This window comes from Sporosarcina sp. PTS2304 (genome assembly GCF_003351785.1).
Lineage (GTDB): Bacteria > Bacillota > Bacilli > Bacillales_A > Planococcaceae > Sporosarcina.
The window spans coordinates 3,206,530-3,225,629 of sequence record NZ_CP031230.1; the positions used below are offsets into that span (position 1 = coordinate 3,206,530).

The 19,100-nt window shown below is 42.6% G+C and carries 16 protein-coding genes and 1 riboswitch; of the genes, 13 read left to right on the top strand and 3 right to left on the bottom strand.

Annotated features, from left to right (window positions below; genetic code table 11):
• Window positions 1-281 precede the first annotated feature (281 nt).
• From DV702_RS15410 to DV702_RS15420, 3 genes are all read left to right on the top strand, one after another.
• The gene (locus DV702_RS15410; protein ID WP_114925545.1) at window positions 282-1,181 is read left to right on the top strand and encodes a tyrosine-type recombinase/integrase; all 900 of its coding nucleotides are present in this window, start codon (window positions 282-284) and stop codon (window positions 1,179-1,181) included.
• Window positions 1,182-1,300: 119 nt separating this feature from the next.
• Window positions 1,301-2,902: an ATP-dependent nuclease gene (locus DV702_RS15415; protein WP_114925546.1), complete on the top strand. Its 1,602-nt coding sequence runs from the start codon at window positions 1,301-1,303 to the stop codon at window positions 2,900-2,902.
• A complete protein-coding gene (locus DV702_RS15420; RefSeq protein ID WP_114925547.1) occupies window positions 2,892-3,980 on the top strand; it encodes a UvrD-helicase domain-containing protein in 1,089 nt (362 codons plus the stop codon). The genes DV702_RS15415 and DV702_RS15420 overlap by 11 nt, the downstream gene beginning before the upstream one ends.
• A gap of 126 nt (window positions 3,981-4,106) precedes the next feature.
• Here the strand turns inward: DV702_RS15420 and DV702_RS15425 are convergent, their stop codons facing one another.
• From DV702_RS15425 to DV702_RS15435, 3 genes are all read right to left on the bottom strand, one after another.
• Complete coding sequence (locus DV702_RS15425) at window positions 4,107-4,724, bottom strand: recombinase family protein (protein ID WP_099693663.1); 618 nt, start codon at window positions 4,722-4,724, stop codon at window positions 4,107-4,109.
• A 239-nt stretch (window positions 4,725-4,963) separates the two neighbouring features.
• Window positions 4,964-7,366 (bottom strand): DEAD/DEAH box helicase family protein, encoded by a 2,403-nt coding sequence (locus DV702_RS15430; RefSeq protein ID WP_114925548.1) that lies wholly within the window; start codon window positions 7,364-7,366, stop codon window positions 4,964-4,966.
• Window positions 7,359-7,685 (bottom strand): nucleoside triphosphate pyrophosphohydrolase, encoded by a 327-nt coding sequence (locus tag DV702_RS15435; protein WP_114925549.1) that lies wholly within the window; start codon window positions 7,683-7,685, stop codon window positions 7,359-7,361. The genes DV702_RS15430 and DV702_RS15435 overlap by 8 nt, the downstream gene beginning before the upstream one ends.
• A gap of 248 nt (window positions 7,686-7,933) precedes the next feature.
• Here DV702_RS15435 and DV702_RS15440 point away from each other — a divergent pair, with 248 nt between their 5' ends.
• The 10 genes from DV702_RS15440 (at window position 7,934) to DV702_RS15480 (ending at window position 18,635) form a co-directional block, all read left to right on the top strand.
• On the top strand, window positions 7,934-8,341 hold the full coding sequence (locus tag DV702_RS15440) for a hypothetical protein (protein WP_114925550.1): 408 nt from the start codon (window positions 7,934-7,936) through the stop codon (window positions 8,339-8,341).
• 57 nt (window positions 8,342-8,398) lie between these two features.
• The gene (locus DV702_RS15445) at window positions 8,399-9,253 is read left to right on the top strand and encodes a hypothetical protein (protein WP_114925551.1); all 855 of its coding nucleotides are present in this window, start codon (window positions 8,399-8,401) and stop codon (window positions 9,251-9,253) included.
• A 299-nt stretch (window positions 9,254-9,552) separates the two neighbouring features.
• A complete protein-coding gene (locus tag DV702_RS15450) occupies window positions 9,553-11,586 on the top strand; it encodes a bifunctional diguanylate cyclase/phosphodiesterase (RefSeq protein WP_114925552.1) in 2,034 nt (677 codons plus the stop codon).
• Between the two features lie 128 nt (window positions 11,587-11,714).
• Window positions 11,715-12,620, top strand: coding sequence for a chemotaxis protein (locus tag DV702_RS15455; protein WP_114925553.1), 906 nt, complete (start codon window positions 11,715-11,717; stop codon window positions 12,618-12,620).
• A 17-nt stretch (window positions 12,621-12,637) separates the two neighbouring features.
• Window positions 12,638-12,859, top strand: a complete 222-nt coding sequence (locus tag DV702_RS16930) for a hypothetical protein (protein ID WP_162805835.1) — start codon at window positions 12,638-12,640, stop codon at window positions 12,857-12,859.
• A 71-nt stretch (window positions 12,860-12,930) separates the two neighbouring features.
• A complete protein-coding gene (locus tag DV702_RS15460) occupies window positions 12,931-13,632 on the top strand; it encodes a response regulator transcription factor (protein WP_114925554.1) in 702 nt (233 codons plus the stop codon).
• Window positions 13,622-14,959: a HAMP domain-containing sensor histidine kinase gene (locus DV702_RS15465; protein ID WP_114925555.1), complete on the top strand. Its 1,338-nt coding sequence runs from the start codon at window positions 13,622-13,624 to the stop codon at window positions 14,957-14,959. Before DV702_RS15460 ends, DV702_RS15465 begins: the two co-directional genes overlap by 11 nt.
• Window positions 14,960-15,013: 54 nt before the next feature.
• Window positions 15,014-15,727: a PepSY domain-containing protein gene (locus DV702_RS15470; RefSeq protein WP_114925556.1), complete on the top strand. Its 714-nt coding sequence runs from the start codon at window positions 15,014-15,016 to the stop codon at window positions 15,725-15,727.
• Window positions 15,728-16,046: 319 nt separating this feature from the next.
• Window positions 16,047-17,171, top strand: a complete 1,125-nt coding sequence (locus tag DV702_RS15475; RefSeq protein ID WP_114925557.1) for a glycerate kinase — start codon at window positions 16,047-16,049, stop codon at window positions 17,169-17,171.
• A gap of 39 nt (window positions 17,172-17,210) precedes the next feature.
• A complete protein-coding gene (locus tag DV702_RS15480) occupies window positions 17,211-18,635 on the top strand; it encodes an alanine/glycine:cation symporter family protein (protein WP_114925558.1) in 1,425 nt (474 codons plus the stop codon).
• A gap of 210 nt (window positions 18,636-18,845) precedes the next feature.
• Window positions 18,846-19,022, top strand: a riboswitch (cobalamin riboswitch).
• The last annotated feature ends 78 nt before the right edge of the window (window positions 19,023-19,100 follow it).

Consider the following 19,100-nt stretch of genomic DNA (forward strand, 5'->3'; position numbering starts at 1 on the left):
TACTTCTGCGTAAAAGAAAGTAGTGGCAAGAGTGCATTGCCCTATGTAAAGTCGATGAATGTAATTCAATACACAGACTTATCTTTTATGGTATCCACCTTTTTAGTTTCTATAAACAAAATACTATTTTATCTATTAAAACAGACGTTTATAAGAGGTAGCAAAGAAGTTTTTAATTTACTTTCCTGCCTCTTTTGTTTTGACTCATAATTATTTTCAAAATCAATCTGCTGAAAATTCCAGCCTAGAATAATTTTGAAAAGTCTTGGGGAGGAAAAACTATGTCAGATTTTAAATTAGCAAAGAATCAAGATACACTTGAGACTCAAAAACGTTACCATGATAGAAAAATTCGTATTGAAAAAAAGATGGAAGAGATTCCAAGACAATATGAAGGGGATATTCGTAGGTACAAGGAATACTGTTCCAGTACGGATCAAATAGTTGGTACAGAGGCTCTACTTGATTATTTATATGTCTCATTAACCGAACAAAAGATTAAGAAAACTACGTGGGAACGTAGACTGTCAGCTATTAGAAAATACCTAAGCGTAGTTCATAGTATAGAATTTAAAGGACTGGCTAGGGTTGCATACGAGCTTTCAGCGATGAGAAAAATGTATCATGAAGATCAATACGCTCATTTGATTCAGGTTCGGGGGAAATCAGCCATCGATAAGAGAGAATTGATGGATACTCTTAATAAGCTACCGATAAGAGCTAAAGCAATTTGTTTAGTTAATCTTATAACAGCTAACCGACCTAATGAAATGGTTCGTTTAAAAGTATCAGATTTTGATTTAAAAAACAGATCCGTCCATGTTTATTTGAAGAAGCAAAAAAGATGGCATACTAAACGGCTCACGAAAGACGTAATCAATGCAATAGAGCTTTATATATACGAATACGGTCTTAGAGCAGACGATTACTTTGTAGGGAGAATATATAAGAATGGACGCTATGAGAGCACAGCTATTAGTGAAATAGGTTATTGTAAAGCACTGCAGCGGTGGACTGGGGGACTTACGGGATACAATTTCAGGAAAAGCCAAGTTGTAGCCATGCACGCAGCAGGTGCAGATTTACCAACTATTGCTCAACAAACAGGACATAAATCACTAGAAACGCTAGTGCAGCATTATCTTACAGTAACTGATGTAACTGTAGATAAATATTTGTAGATATAAAACTGAAATAAACTTAAGAATTTAAAAAGGAATAGGGTTTTATTATTAATATTAGTTTTTTTCTTGATATAAGACGAACAATAAGAGTATTTAAGAGGTGGAGGTCGTTCAAAATGATTGAAAAAGTAATTATTAAAAACTTTAAATCGATAGAATCTTTATCTCTAAATGTTGATGAAGATATTAATATTATTGTAGGGGATAACGAGCAAGGAAAATCTACAATACTGGAAGCCATAAACTTAGCACTTACTGCATATTTGAACAAAAGAAGTATACATAATGAAATATCCCCTTTTATTTTTAATAGAAAAACTGTTAACACATATCTTAATTTTCTTCGAGATGAAAAGACAGTTGAACCTCCAAAAATTCTAATAGAGGTATACTTTCAAGAAAATGAAACAGTAGCAAGTTTGAAAGGAACAAATAACTCATTAAAAGAAGATACCTGGGGAATTAGTTTGTCAATAGAGTTGGATGAAGAGTTCACGGAAGAATACAAAGAGTACATTAAAAATCCGAATGATATTAATAATATTCCTATCGAGTATTATACTGTTAAATGGTATTCATTTGCTTTTTCTCCATTGACGACTCGAAGTAATCCCGTAAAATGTGTGCTTATAGATGCCACTGAAGGGAAAGCTTGGAATGGAACAGAAAGATATATTTCCAGTATTATTGGGAATACATTGGATTTAAAACAAAAAGTAGCATTGAACGTGAACTACAGAGACTTAAAAGAAAGTTTTTCTAGCATAGATACTATCAAAAATATCAATACTAGCTTATCGAGTAAGACGGGAGAGATATCAGATAAAGGTTTAAGTATATCATTAGACGTTTCTCAAAAGAGTGGCTGGGAAAGCCATTTAACAGCTTATCTAGATGATATACCTTTTGATTTAATCGGAAAAGGTGAACAAAATTCCATCAAATTAAAACTATCCTTAGAAACTAACTTAGGAGATGTGCATGTTATTTTAATAGAAGAGCCTGAGACTCATTTATCATATACTAACATGAGCAAATTGGTTAAGCAGATTTCTGAGAAATGCGTAGGAAAGCAATTATTAATTACTACTCACAGCACTTATGTTTTGAATAAACTCGGTTTAGATCACGTTATTTTTCTGAACAAGGGTAATACAATGACTTTAAAAGACCTTGATAAAGATACTTATAATTATTTCAAAAAGCTTCCTGGTTATGATACTCTTCGATTAATTTTAAGCGAAAAGGCTATTTTAGTAGAAGGGCCATCCGATGAATTGATAGTTCAAAAAGCATATTCACAAAAATATGGAAGACTTCCAATTGAAAATGGAGTGGATGTAATTACGATAAGAGGTCTTTCGTTTAAGCGGTATTTGGAGATTGCCGATAAATTGTCAAAGAATGTTTCTGTCATTACGGATAATGATGGTGATATTGAAAAGAATATAATTAAAAAATATGGTGAAAGATACTTAAACCACCCTAGTATCAGTATTAATTACGGTATTGATGAAAATTATAGAACATTAGAGCCACAGCTCGTTAAAGTAAATGGCGTGGATTTTTTGAATAAAATTTTAGACGTTGATTACCCTACTGAAGAAGCGTTAATAAAATATATGACAAGTCCAAGTAAGAAAAGCGAGTGTGCGATGCAATTATTTGATAGTGATGAAATTCTGAAGATACCGAAGTATATAGAAAATGCAATATAATAACGAAGTAATAATTGCTGCTGCCGGGTCTGGAAAAACAAGTGAACTAATTTGTAAGTCAAATAAAATGTTAAATAAAAGAATTTTAATTACCACATTTACTATTGAAAATTCTGAGGAAATAAAAAGGAAGTTTTTTGAGGACTCAGGATGTACTCCTTCCAACGTAAAGATTCAGACTTGGTTTTCATTTTTATTAAGCGATGGTGTAAGGCCTTATCAAAATTTTTTATATGATAAGAATAGAATTGAAAACATCGAGTTTGTCACTGGCCGATCTACGAATTATGTAAGAAAGAGTCATACTGAAAGATATTATTTTAGATCTGGGAAATATATTTATACGGATAAAATGTGCGACTTTATCATGGAAGTTAACAGACTCTCTAATCGAGCGATTATTAAAAGACTAGAGAGTTTATATGACGTAATTATGATTGATGAAGTGCAAGATTTAGCTGGGTATGACTTAGATTTTCTATTTGAACTATTTAAGTCGAAAATTAAAATTATAGTGGTAGGCGATAACCGACAAGCGGTACTATTTACCAATAATTCAGCCAAAAATAAGAACAAAAAAGGTGAGCATATCTTTAACCTTTTTAAAGAGTGGGAGGATAAAGGACTTTGTATAATTAGATATAAAACAGATTGTTATAGAAGCAATCAAGAAATTTGTGATTTAGCAGATTTACTTTATCCAGAGATGCCTAAAACAAAATCTTTAAATAAGGAAGCAACAGGACATGATGGTGTATTTCATATTACTAGCCAAGAAATTGGAAGTTATATATCAAAATATAAGCCGCAAGTATTGCGATATGATAGAAAAACAAAATTTGAAGGTGATAGCCTTCCATTGAATTTTAGAAAGTCGAAAGGCCTTACGTTTGATCGAGTTTTGATATTATGTAATGGTCCATTAAATAAATTTTTAAAATCTGGGGATTTTCAGACACATTTAAAATCTAGAGCCCCATATTACGTTGCTTTTACAAGAGCGAGACACAGTGTTTGTTTTGTAAGCAATGAAAAAAAAATAAAGAATGAGTATATTAAAAGTTACACACCTGAATAATCGGTATAGAATAGTCAAAGATTTTCAGCTGTAATCAAAAAAATAACAAGAGTATAAATGAAAAAGAAGGACTATTAAATTCACTCACTGACTTTGGTAGACCTTCTTTTTATTGAGTTTCTGCTATTATAAAGTTTTTGCTATCTCTTTCTCGAGTACTTTAACCAACTTGTAAAAGCTGGTCTTTTTTACTTGGGCTTCCTGCATGGCTTTCACTGCTGTTAGTTCTCCGGATTTCCACCTTTTATAAACTTCTTTGAATTCCTCTGTAACATGAACTGTTGGTCTGCCAAATCGAACACCTTTTTTTAAGGCCAAATCGATTCCTTCACGCTGCCGTTTCCGGATGCGTTCTCGTTCCTCTTCAGCCATCCATGAAAGAATCTGCAGAACCAAATCTGCAATAAATGTCCCCATATTATCTTTGTATCGTGTCGTATCGAGTAATGGCATATCTAACACCACAATATCTGCTTCAATATTTTTCGTAAGGTCATTCCATTCCTGTAGGATTCCTTCTTTGTTTCGACCAAATCGATCCAGCGAATGGATATACAAAATGTCGCCTTTTCGGATAATCATTTTAAGCAATTGATAGTTTACACGTTCAAAGTTTTTTCCGCTTTGCTTATCCAAATAAATATCGCGTTCATTAATACCCAATCTTTTCATAGCTTCCAATTGCCGATCTTCTTTTTGATCTTTGCTGCTGACGCGTATGTAACCAAATTTGCGTTGTTCCATAATTCACCTCGAAAAAGATTCTTTTCTCTTATTATACCTAAAAACATTTCGTAAAAGTGTATGCAAATTAATGAACGTTCGTAAAGTGTTTTAATACGTTTATGGACATTCTTTCCGCTGTTTTTGAATCCTTTTTAAATCGTTCGTAAAAGAGTACTTTAACAAACTCCCTTATAACACAGAAAAATAATTACCCACTCGTAAAAAACACAAATTCTTATAAAACCCCACAAACCACCTCACTTCCTCCCAAAATACCGCCACAACCGATACTCACAAATCTCCTTCACCCACTCAAACAACACCCCTTCATGCTCCTCCGCCACAACCAACTGCGGAGCAAACCATCCATCCTCAAACGTAATCAGCCCTTTAGAAGCATCACTCCACTTCCTCATCGGCATGTTCGCAATGAGGCGTGAAACTCTCCCTTCCTCATACACATACAACGACTTTCCTTGCTTGTCTGAGAAATCAGCCTCTCTCCGATACCGCTTTTCCATCAAATAGCGATGAAAGAAAGGGGCGACTTCTTCCGCTGTTACAGGCTCATACCACGCACTTGGACCTTTCGTCAGCATATAGTGCAAGACGACCATTTTATAACTTTTTGTCATAGAGGTACGAGATACTTCGATGAGCCAGTCTTTATATAGAGTCAGGACTTCCTGCTCCGCTTCGTTCAACTCGCCAGCAGCTTGCAGGAAAAGGGCGTATGTTTTGAACTTCTTCTTGATCTCTTCGGCATCTTCATTCGCTTTCAGATGAAATTCTAAATAGCTCGGGCGTCTTCCGAGTTCTGTTTTTAGATCAAAGTAAGCATAGAGGAGACGTTGTTGGATCGGTTCGTTTTGTTTCATGACTTCCAACAAGTTAATAACAGCCGTGTCAAAATGAAAATCGAAATAGTGCGGCTCGGTGAATGTATCGTTGGTGATTTTTGCAGGTAAGTCGCTATCTTCGTGGAACACTTGAAATTTCTTACGTGCATTGCGGTAATTTCCGATCAGGTCAATAATAACACAATGGGATTTTCCGTCTGCGATTCGTAACCCGCGTCCGATTTGTTGAGTGAAGACGGTGAGGGATTCGGTCGGTCTTACGAAAAGTAATGTATCAACTGATGGAATATCAACACCTTCGTTGAATAGATCGACGGTGAAGATTATATCGAGTTCGCCGTTTTCGAGCAGTGTACGTGCGCTTGTGCGTGTATGGCGGTCTATGTTGCTATGCAGGGCGAGTGAACGGAAGCCTGCTTGTGTGAAATGTTCGTGCAAATAAATCGCTTGCCGGATAGAAGAGCAGAAGCCGATCGTGCGGGTCTGTTTCTGTTTGATCCATGCATTCAGCACAGCGTCGGCATAGCTTTCGCGCAGTTGCAGGCGCAATAGTTCCTCTTCATCGTAGCGATTGTTGCGCCACTTTAATTGGCTGTAGTCAGTGTCGTCCCATACGCCGTAATAGATGAAAGGGGACAGCCAGTTTCGTCGGATCGCATCTAAAAAGTGGATGGAGATGGCTACGTTGCCGTCACATAAGCTGTAGACGTCTTTGTTGTCGAGACGGTCGGGTGTAGCGGTGAGTCCGAGTAGAAATGATGGCTGGAAATAATCGAGTACGCGCTCGTATGTAGTCGCTGCGGCATGATGGAATTCGTCTACTATGATCAGGTCGAATGCGTCAGGTGCAAATTGTGTCAAGTGATAGTGCCGCGCTAGTGTCTGCATCGAGGCAAAGACGATATCCGTGTCGTGCTGTTTTTCCCGACCGTTGTAAATTCCACTTGTACGGTCGGGGAAAACTCGTGTAAATGAGTGCTGTGCTTGTATGAGCAGTTCTTCCCTGTGCGCGATGAACAGTACACGCGAGTAGGATTTAGCAAAGAACGCTGCTAGATAAGTTTTGCCGAGTCCTGTCGCAAGGACGGTCAAAGCCTTTTCATAGCCGCTTTCCACCGTTTCGTGCAAGGCATCGAGTGCGAGCTGCTGTGCGGGACGTGGAGTGAGTTTGCTCGACAAGTATGTATCGCTTGGCTCGGCAATTTGTTGTTGTGCTGTTGCGCCAAAGGTCATTTCGATTTCTGTTTGTGGATCGAGTGTGGCGCTGAATGGCAGTGCTTTATTCGTTTCATCAAACCGTTCGCGGTAGCGTTCGATCTGTTCTTTGTTGAGTTTGACGGTATTCGGTGATAGAAACATCTTCATGAATTCATCCGCAGCCGTTTCGAAAAGTTCTGCGTCTACGGTGGATGGTGCGTAGAGATTCCATTCGACCCCGTTCGTTAGTGCGGATTTCGATAAATTGGATGAACCGATGATGACCGTGGACTGATCTGCTGATTTGAACAAATACGCTTTCGGGTGGAAAGAAGTGCCGCCACTTTCGACTAGATGGATTTCAGCAGTAGGCAACTCGTCAATGAGCAGTTGTAAGGCGTCTGGTTGTGTAATGGATAAATAGTCACCTGCCAGGATTTTGATCTCAGCACCACGGGTAGCAGCTTCACGCAGTGCGGGTAATACTTCATTGACTCCTGTTTTCATCAAAAAGGCAGTTAGCCAGTAAATTGTATCGGCTTCTGCAGTGAGTGTTGTCAAATCTTTTATCAAATGACGCGTCAGTAATCGTAGTTTAGTCATCATGTACTTCCACTAAGAAGATCCGTTTATCAAATCCGCCACGAATCGTTGCTTTACTGGCACGGATAGTTTCGAGTTCTTCGATTGACGCGCCGTGGATAGTAGCTGCTGCGTGAATGAGTTCAAGCAAATCCGCCAATTCTTCCAATGAATCTTGCGTAGTTTCGGCACGTTCATACTCCGCCAGTTCTTCACGCATTTTTTTCGTTACTTCTATAGAATAGTCAGATGCGTCCAATGTTTTTGTGACGCACGTCTTTCCGTCCTTTTCAATAATTGCGGGAATGAGATTGCGGACGAGTTTATTGTAGATGGGCATAGAACCCCTCCTTGGTAGTTTGATTTCCTATATTCTACCATAGTATATCAACAACTAGTAAGATAACAGAATGTTCTTTCAATAAATGTTACTTAACAGTATTCAAAAGCTATTTTCTGTTATATACTGGCAGTAGGGGAAATAAGTTTTCAGGATGTACCGCTGACGGCACGCCGTATGCGATGAAAGTCGCCTGTATGGTGTAGGCCCGAAACGAAAGCCGAAAGGTATAAGTCGGGAATAGCCAAGTGTTAGGTTTACAACCAGCAACAAATGTGCAGGGGAGTAGCTATGACCATAACGGGACAGATTATGGAGTGACAAATAAAATCACCTGGCAAGACAGTCCGTCCACCGGTTCGTTGACGTATACGATAAAGCGTAGTTTAGTAAATAATATTGACGAGGCATATATCATGGCCCAAGGAATAGCAAGTGGCACAGGAGAGTATCTCGATGTACTCTTTACTGGAACCCCCCCTCCTGTTTATTACTATTTCATTGAAGTGACGGATGGTGTAGATGTCGTTGTCTCTCAGTCGGTTAAAGTAGTAACTGTGGAAGATATGAAATACACTTCAAACAATTCTTATCAAACCGACAACCCTGATGCTCTACTTTACAACCCCGCAACGGATTCATACGACCCTGCATAACAACGTATCGGCAATCTGAGATGTTTCTCGGATTGCCTGTTTACAAGAGGTGAGGACATGTGGAAGACGATTGAAATGAATCGTGATAATTATTTGTCGTTCCAACAGCTTCTCGTCCCAGCGTTTTTGAAGCCGTTGCAGTCAGCGGATGCGACGGTATGGGGGATCGGGTTACTGGAAGGGACGGCTCCTGTAGGCGAACTGCTGGCGAAACTAGATAGGGAGGCGAAGACCGCGAAGATTGTCCATTTCCTCATTCGGACGGCAACAGACTATGTCGAGGCGGTGGAATATTTACTGCGCGCTGCGGAACGTTCGCTGTGGCAGGATGGGTGGACTGTTACCGATGCAGTAGTGACGGTGAGTCGGGAAGTGGAGGCGGTCAGTTCGCTGTTTACTAGTCGGGGGTTTCGCAATTCGCAAATGGTTCATAAATTTGTGATGGATTTGAAGAACATACAGAACGGGGATTGGATATGGCGGTTGGAGAAGCCGGCACATTTAGACATTGTCCCTTGGTCGGAGCAAGTCGTGAAGGATCTTGAGCAACAAGTGTCGAATGGGAAATTAGGGCAGATCCCTCACGCTGTCCGTATACAGGATGTCACGCGAATCGATTCAGATACTAGTTTCGCACTGTATGCATCAGGGGAACTGGCGGGCTGGTTTGTGTGTGAACGAATCGCTGCCAATATGTTGCTCATTCCTAGCATTTACGTGAAAAAGTCGGCTGCTACGCGGTTGGGCGGGGTGTTGCTGTATGCGGAACTTGCCAAAAGAGTGTTTGCTAATGGGTGCTATGTCACTTTTTTTGTCCATAATACGAATCAAAATATGTTGCGGTTGATCTCTAGACGATTTAAGGAATGCATTATTCATGAAGCGACGACGATTCAATGTGTGGCTACATGACCAATAGAGTATGTGTGAAGTGAAAAAGAATCTCTCGGCTGTGAGTCAGTCGGGAGATTTATTTGTGTAGTTCGTCCGTATGATAGGAGGATTATTAAAATATAATAGAAAAATGTTAAATTATTATGTGAAAACTGCTGTATTTTACAAAAATTCCTGCAATTTATTGACTACCCTACTAAAATAGTAAATAATGAATAGTAACAAATAGTATCTATTTCGTCTATCTTATAAGTACTTAGAATTACTATAAAGTATAATTTTTCCTGTATTTTTTGAGAGTTGGGAGGTGAGACCGTATGTTTACTCCACCAGATACAGAACTATATAACGAATTACTAGGCACGATCTCTACGAATTTGCTGTTGGTCGGCTTACTCGTTATGGCGTTCGCAAGCTATACTACGATGGCTCTGTATGAACGGATGCAGAAACCGAGTTTTTTTAGGCGCGAGGTTTGGCTCGTGTTAACTTCTTTATCATTGGCGTTCGGGATGTGGGCGATGCATTTTGTGTGGATGAACGCGGTCTCTCTTCCATTGGAAATGGGCGTTAACTACGCGATTGGCATTCTATCATTCATTCCGGCGTTCTTTTCTGCTTTACTCGCTTTCTATTTAGTCGATGGGCCAATGAAGTCTTGCTGGCGATATACGTTAGCTGCAGTCATTCTTGCGGAAGGTATGACGGCGATGCATTTCATCGGGATGCAAGCAATGATTGTAGAGGCAGTGATCTTCTATGATTGGCAGTTATTGCTAGCAGGAAATATTGTCGGTGGACTCTTTGTCTATTTGATGCTCCGATTTATCAGTAGTTCGAATCGTCCGATGGTGAGAAAGTTAATGGCGCCTATATTTTTAACGATTGGGACTGTGATGATGCATTATTTGGGATTGATTGGCACAAAATTTTATACAGGTAGTGATCAATCATTCGCTGATCATACGGTGAGTCATATGGGTGTCATGAATACGTTCATCGGAATCGGCGTAGGGATTTTATTGGTCGGTATGTTATTGACGACATATATCGATGGCTACGTGGACTATTGGATCCAAAACTTTGATGTGTTGACGAAATTGCCGAACCGCCGAAAATGGGAGAGGAAATTGGGCGATGAACAGGCGATTGGGGATATCGCGATTTGGAATTTTCCTGATTTGCCACGCATCAATCAGTTATACGGCTACCAAGTCGGGGATGCTTTTTTACAGGATGTGGCAGCCGTTTTCACGAAATGGAAGCCGCAATATGCACAATTGTATCGAGTGAGCGGCAATCGTTTTTTATTTTATGTGGACCAAACAGGCCGAACGGTGGATTTCTATAAAAGTTTGATCGTGATTCAAACTCAACTTGACCGGTTACTATTGATTAAGCGGAAAGAAATGCGCTATACGTGCGGATTGGCGAACGCTGATGCGGAGAAAACGGTCAAGCATTTGTATAAAGATGCGATGCGTGTGGTGGAACGTGCGACCGAAGCGCGTGAATGGGGCTTGCGGACGTTCAATCCCGCTGTACACGGGGTTTCTTACGAGCAGGACGTGTTGCGAGATATAACGAAAGCGCTAGACGACAATCAATTGTATTTGGTGTATCAACCGAAAATTGTAGGAAAGACCGAGGCGTTTGATAGTGTAGAGGCATTATTGCGTTGGAAGCATCCTGAACTGGGTGTCATTTCTCCTGCTGTTTTTGTTCCTATTTTGGAGCGCGACGGACGCATGGGAGAGGTGACAGACTGGATTATTCGGGAAGTATGCGAACAGATCCATGCGTGGGATGGTAGGAAAATTTTCGTTCCGCAAGTAGCGATCAATATTCCGGGCGACTATGTGGCCAATCCGCAATTATTGGATACGTTGTGGAAAGAAACGCAGACACATTGCATCGAACCGAACCGGATTGAATTGGAGATCACGGAAACGAGTACGGCGAAATCTATCGGACAAGCAATTGCTGCGATGAAGCGTTTTAAGCGATATGGTTTTTCAGTGGCGCTGGATGATTTCGGTACGGGGGTTTCGTCATTATCCTATTTACAGCAACTACCTATTACTACTCTTAAAATCGATAAATCATTCGCGGATATTGTGCCAGCTTCATTGAAAGAATGTGCGGTGTTGCACGCTATTTTAATGATCGGTCAATCTATGGATTTACGGATGGTCGTCGAAGGGGTCGAGAAGAAAAGTCAGGTGGATTTCTTATTGAACTTACAGCCGGACTTGATTTTTCAAGGATATTACTACGCGAGACCGATGGCGGCGGATCAGTTAGTGGATTGGTTAGCCGAGTGGAAGCAAGCGAAAGTAGTTCAGCAGTAGACGACAGTTGTGCAGAATTCAGTGATTTGCCATAGATTGCTAGATAGATTCTATGGTATAGTAGTCCTATAAATGAATGGAACGATAGGTGTATGAATCGATCATAGTGTCTGAGAGGGTGGAAGAAGTTGGCGAATGATTCGGGGATTTTATTGGAAAGCGGTACGAACGAGTTGGAGATTGTCGGATTCGAAATGGGTGGCAACCGCTATGGCATCAACGTGATTAAAGTAAAAGAAATTATTATGCCATTGGCGATCACTCCTATTCCGCATGCGCATTTTGCGGTGGAGGGGATTATTCAGTTGCGCGGTGAAGTGTTGCCGGTCGTGAGCATGGAGAAAATCTTAGGAATGGCACCGTCCGCCACTCCTTCTGAGGAAAAGTACATCGTAGCGTCGTTCAACAAACAGACAGTCGTATTCCAAGTGCACAATGTGACACAGATCCATCGAATTTCCTGGAATCAAATCGAGAAACCATCAGGCATTTATGCGGCGGAAAATTCACAAGTGATCGGGGTCATTAAACTCGATGGGGAAATGCTGTTGCTGTTGGATTTCGAGAAAATCATTTTGGATATTAATCCAGACGCAGGTATTAATGTTGAGCAAGTGAAGAAATTAGGAAAGCGGGAACGTTCAGATAAGCGTATTTTGATCGCAGAAGATTCCCCGCTGCTGCGTAAATTGCTTCACGATACATTGAATGAAGCAGGTTATATGAATTTGGATTTCTATGAAAATGGTCAAGATGCTTTCGATTATTTGGAGAGCTTGGTAGCCGCCGATGTGGATATTAAGAAAGAAGTCCAGCTAGTCATTACGGATATTGAAATGCCGCAGATGGATGGACATCATTTCACGAGACGTATCCGTGAAAATCCAAAACTTGCGGGTCTGCCGATTATCATTTTCTCTTCATTGATTACCGATGATTTGAAGCATAAAGGGATCAGCGTCGGTGCAGATGATCAAGTGAGTAAGCCTGAGATTGCCGAGTTGGTCTTGAAGATTGATAAGTATATATTGTGAGATATGAAGACTTCCTGTTGCAGGGGAGTCTTTTTTTATTTGGGATGCGCGGCGTGGATGTCTCTCCGCTCATAGAATGCGCGCGTCCGCTCATAGAGTGCGTCGAAGCGCTCATAGAGTGCGCGCGACCGCTCATAGAGTACGTTGAAGCGCTCATAGAACCCACGCGACCGCTCATCGAATCCACACCACATCCGAAAAACATAAGCAAAAGGAACCAATTTCAATACGTTGCGTAGACTAGGCAGGGCGGGGCTAGTGGAATCTGTTAAAATAATGGGTAAAACTAGAATATGGACGGGTGAGTGTGATGGTGGAGCGAATATTGATTGTGGAAGATGAAGAAAGTATTGCGCGTGTGTTGCAACTGGAGTTGGAGTTTGAGAAGTATGAGACGGGAATTGCGCATACGGGGACGGATGGGTTAATTTTGTTTCGGGAGCAGTCGTGGGATTTGGTGTTGTTGGATTTGATGTTGCCCGGGCTGAATGGTTTGGATGTGTTGCGGCGGATTCGATCGCATGATTCTGATACGCCGGTGTTGTTGCTGACAGCGAAAAATGATGTGGAGGATAAGGTCAAAGGGCTGGATCTCGGGGCGAATGATTATATTACGAAACCGTTTGAGATTGAGGAATTATTGGCGCGGATTCGTACGGCGTTGCGTGTGGCGGGGCATGATAAGTCAACGCAGGGAGATCCCGATTTGCTGGAGTTTGCAGATTTGTCGCTACACCAGTTGTCGCGGGATGTGACGCGTGGCGGTCATCCGATAGAATTGACGCCGCGGGAATTTGATTTGTTGCAACATTTATTGAAGCATCCGAATCAAGTGTTAACGCGAGAGCAGTTGCTAGATGCGGTGTGGGGATATGATTACTACGGCGATACGAATGTTGTCGATGTGTATATTCGGTACGTGCGCAAGAAAATAGATGTAGGGGAAGTACCGCTTATTCAGACGGTGCGCGGTGTCGGCTATGTGCTGAAGGAGCCGGTGCATGAAGCTTAAGACGAAAATTCATCTGTTTTCGACGGTGCTGATGCTCTGTATTTTGACGCTAAGTAATATAGGAATTTATTTCATTTTTAAGCAGTTGGCGTTTACGACGGAATATCAGCAGTTGATCCATCGGTCGAAGGAATTGACGGAAGGGTTGAGCCGCGTACAGGATGAGGATGAGGTCGGGGATGTATTGCGGACTTACATTAATCCTGAGAGCTTGCTGCGAATAGTGGATCAGGACGGGCAGATTCTCAAAACTACACAGTCTACGAATGAGTTGAAAAGCTATACACCGACGTTTGACGAGGGTGCTGATTATACGATTGGCATGGTGCAAGGGGCAGCGGTGATGATGACGCGTGTGCCGATTATTTATACAGACGGCGATATTGCCTATGTGGAAATAGTGCAGTTGCTGCGGGATTCGAGTCGTAGTTTACGTTTGCTGAAGTTCATCTTATTCGGTGTGACGGTGCTTGCGATGGTTCCGATTACGTTGTCGAGTATGACGCTCGGGAAAGTGTTGATTCAGCCGATTAAGAAGTTGATTGCGACGATGCGTGCCAGTCGGAGGTCAGGGAAGTATGAAAAGTTGGTAGCTTCTGAGGGAAAGGACGAGTTGGCGGAAATGAGCCAGACGTTCAATGAAATGATGGAGCAGTTGGAGCAAAATTATCATAAGCAGGAAATGTTCGTGTCGAATGCTTCTCATGAATTGAAGACACCGCTGACGATCATGGAAGGCTATGCGCGGTTACTGAAGCGCCGCGGTTTTGATAATCGGCAAGTGGCGGACGAAGCAGTGACCGCCATTTTGAATGAAACGGGCCGGATGAAAGAGTTGATCGAGCAAATGCTGCAGTTAGCGAAGACTAAGGATCCGCTAGCATTTACTTTTTCGCAAGTGGATATTAATCAGCTGATCGATGAAGTGATCGAGCCGTTGCGCGTGTCGTCTGGACGAGACATTCAGTTTGTGTGGGAAGGGCGGCTGCCGGCTTCCACGGATGAAAAACGATTGAAACAATTGCTGTTCATTTTATTGGATAATGCGAGGAAGTACAGTGAGGGGGAAATTATTGTACGCGCCATGCTGGAGGAGCGTGCAATTGTGATCGAAGTGGAAGATGCGGGTGAAGGAATTGATGAGAAGCATTTGCCGCATTTATTCGACCGCTTTTATCGTGTACAGGAAGACCGTGCGCGTAAAACAGGAGGCACGGGGCTGGGCTTGTCGATTGCCAAAGATGTAGCGGACGGCATACGCGCACAATTGCAAGTGGAAAGTGGGCGTGGACAAGGAACGACGATGCGTATTATACTGCCTCGATGATTCTCATGGAACTCTAATGATAGGGTGATATATTCATAGAAAGAGGTGAGTGTGATGGGTTGGTTGAAAAAGCCTTTAGTGTTGACTGTTATCATAGCGATAGTCGTTGTGGCGGGCGGCAATTGGTATATCAAACAAATGACGCAAGAGGAGACAGTGCCTATAGAAGAAGTGAAAATGCGCTTAGAGTCGATGTATCAGGGCAGTGTGGAGCAGCTGACCGATGCGGACGTAGAGTATCAAGCGGAAATTTTGCGAAATGGTGCGTTGTATAGCGCGACGGTGGATCGCAAGACGGGAAAGGTGAAAACGCTGGAATTGCTGAAGAAAGCAGAGCCGACAGTCGTTGTAAAGTCTGAACCCGAGAAGCCGATAGAAAAGCCTGCCAACGAGCCGGTGGAGGAACCAGTTACTCCGAATGAAAAGCTACCTGTTATAGAAAAGCCTGCATCCCAACCGGTTTCTGAAAAGCCCATAGAGAAGCCGAGACCACAACCGGTTCCTGCACCTATTGAAAAACCAAAGCCACAACCCCAGGAAAAGAAACAGTCGGTCGTTTTGACGGAGCAACAAGCGATTGCGATTGCGCTCGGACGCCTTCATGCGAAAGTGCCGGTTGAAGTGGATGATGTGGATTTTGTCCCGACGCAACAGGGAGGCTATTATTTGGTAGAGTTGGATCTCGATACGGATGCGGAATTGGATGAAGTCGTGTACCAAATCCATGCGATTTCGGGGAAAATCATGTCGGAGAGTTGGGATGATTGAGGAGGATGGTGTTCGTTTAGAAGTTGGAGTGGGGTACGTGACTCTTCTTTCTTGGTGCAGAAAAATGATGTACGTGTGAGGATTCTCCCGAGAGAAACCGGACGCGTCCCCTCCGGAAAGCGTATCGTCTGGAAGCGCAAGCCGCATGACATTCTAAGTCAGCCTTGCTCCATCTACTAAACGAACATAAAGTACCTGACAAGTCCAATAGTTTTCATCACATATAAAGAGTGATCAAACGGTCTTGCGGTCTTTTCCGCATAGTAGATGACTGTAAAGACCCTTTCTGCTACACTACGAACAAAGGGAGTGGGAAGCCATGAAAGTGATCATTGCGCCGGATGCATTTAAGGGGAGTTTGACAGCGAAAGAAGCGGCCCACGCGATGAAACGAGGTATAGAACATGTCTTTTCGGATGCTACTATCATCTGCTTGCCTATCGCAGACGGTGGCGAAGGGACGCTGGAGGCCTTGGTTTCTGCAACGAATGGACGGTATAAAGAAACGATCGTGCAAGATCCGCTCGGACGTTTGATCCCAGCGAAGCTTGGTGTGCTTGGCGATGGAAAGACGGCTGTAGTGGAGCTGGCGCAAGCATCGGGTATTACGTTGCTGGCGGAAGAAGAGTTGGATCCGTTGAAAGCTTCGACGTATGGCACGGGCGAGTTGATACGTTTTGCGCTGGATGAAGGTTATCGCAAATTGATCATCGGGCTCGGTGGCAGTGCGACGAATGATGGGGGCACCGGAATGCTTGAGGCGCTCGGGGTGCGTTTTTTTGACGCGGCGGGCAGATTGTTGAAAATGAATGGCGGGGCGCTGTCATTGATCGCTTCAATCGATGACACGGAGTTAGATGAGCGCTTGCATAGTACACAAATAGTAGTAGCTTCAGATGTTGAAAATCCGTTAGTAGGAAAAACCGGTGCAACATCTATTTTTGGTCCGCAAAAAGGGGTGAAGCAGGCTATGATTGAGCCTTTGGATGCTGGTATGCGACACTTTGCGGATGTAACTGAGCGGCTAAAAGGTAAGCGTTTGCATGATCTTCGTGGTGCTGGTGCAGCAGGTGGCAGTGCAGGGGCGTTGGTTGCCTACTGCGACGCTGAAGTAGCAAGTGGGATTGAGGTGGTGCTAGAAGCTATAGGTTTTGCAAAGCATCTTTCATCCGTCGATTTTATCGTCACAGGGGAAGGGAAGACCGATCGGCAGACGCTTAACGGTAAGGCGTTGCTCGGCGTAGCGAAGCTGGCAAAAGACTATAAAGTGCCGGTGTACGTCATTTCGGGTTCTGTTGAAAAAGAAGCGCTCGATCCACTAGGTGAATGGTTTACGGGACTGGATGAGTTGAATGATGGTCGCCCGGTAGCTGAATTGATGGTGAATGCTTCAGAAATTTTGAGGCAAAAGACAGAGGAAATTTTCTCGGATAGGCATATGTAAGCTGCGAGTAGGGTAGGTAAAAACTAAGGAGGTGGTCATATGATTCAAAGTGCTTTAGATTGGCTGGTAGGTCCGGCGAATAATTTCATTTGGACATATATTTTAATTGGACTATTATTGGTTGCAGGTGTTTATTTTACGATTCGTACGAAGTTTGTACAAGTGCGTTTATTTGGTGAAATGTTCCGTTTGATTGTGGAGAAAAAAGATAATAACGATGGTGTGTCTCCGTTCCAGGCATTTACGATCAGTGCGGCATCACGTGTCGGTACGGGCAACGTGGCAGGAGTAGCTCTTGCGATTGGAATTGGTGGACCGGGCGCGGTATTTTGGATGTGGATCATTGCGGTGATCGGCATGGCGACGGCGTTCATTGAGAGTACGCTTGCACAAGTGTATAAAGTGAAGGATGGAGATACATTCCGTGGAGGACCGGCGTATTATATGCAAAAAGCGCTCGGGCAACGGAAGTTAGGGATTGCCTTCGCGATTTTATTGACGATGTGTTTCGGATTTATTTTTAACGCGGTGCAATCGAATACGATCAGTCAGTCGTTCTCGGATGTTTTTGGAATTCCTCACTGGACGATTGGTATCGGTTTAATCGTCTTGACAGCTATTATTGTGTTTGGTGGCGTCAAGCGGATTGTCAAAGTGACGCAGACGATCGTACCTGTGATGGCAACATTTTATATTATTGTGGCATTATTTATCGTCGTGACGAATATTACGCAAGTACCGGCAATGATCATGCTGATTTTTGAACATGCATTCGGTATCAAGGAAATCGTTGGCGGAGGAATCGGAATGGCGATCATGCAAGGGGTTCGTCGAGGTCTTTTCTCCAATGAAGCTGGTATGGGTAGTGTGCCGAACGCAGCAGCGACGGCAAACGTCTCGCATCCAGCCAAACAAGGGCTCGTGCAAAGTTTAGGTGTGTTTTTCGATACGATCATCATTTGTTCTGCGACAGCGTTCATCATTTTACTCGGCGGATTGTATGAGACGGGCGAGTCGAATGGTATTTTGCTGACGCAAGCCTCGATGGCGGTTCACGTAGGGGCATGGGCACCGTATTTCATCGCAGTGGCGATTATGTTCTTCGCCTTTAGTTCGATAATCGGAAACTATTATTATGGTGAAACGAATATTGAATTTATCAATGCAAATAAAGGATGGAAGTTAGTCTATCAGCTTCTCGTGCTGGCTATGGTATTTTTCGGGGCTGTAGCAAAAGTACAAGTCGTGTGGGATATGGCTGATTTATTTATGGGACTTATGGCGATTCTGAACTTAGTAGTCATCTTGGTTCTTGGGAAAGTGGCGTTTAAAGTATTGGACGATTTCACTGTCCAACGACGGGCTGGGAAAAATCCTGTCTTTAAAGCGTCCAGTATACCAGGACTAAAAGGTGCGGAATGTTGGGAAGATACACCGAGTCAACCTGAACATCGTATTCAATAATAAAAAAGTGTGCATCTCGGACGGACGTTTAAAAAAGTTCACATACGATCTTTTAGTCAACGTCCAAAAAGTTTGCTATACTTAACCGTACGACTGGAAAAATTATCGCATCGTAGTCCAGAAGAATGATTCTGGCTACGATGGTTTTTTTCTGCTTTACAACAACTACCACAACATGTTAGGGTAGTACATGAACATAACACACTATATATAGTATTTTGATGAATCGGTACCGATCACGGTTTAAAAGGGAATCCGCTAAAAACGGAGCTGTCCCCGCAACTGATGGCATAGACGACTATCTTGATAACCACTGCTTAGCGCGGGAAGGAGAGATGGGAGGGTGATATGCCAGCCAGGAGACCTGCCATTCATTCAAGCATACATTCTTCGGGGATTGGAGAGTGGAAGCCGCAAGCAGAGGATTTCTATCTGCTGAACAACTTCCATTTTTATCCATTAATT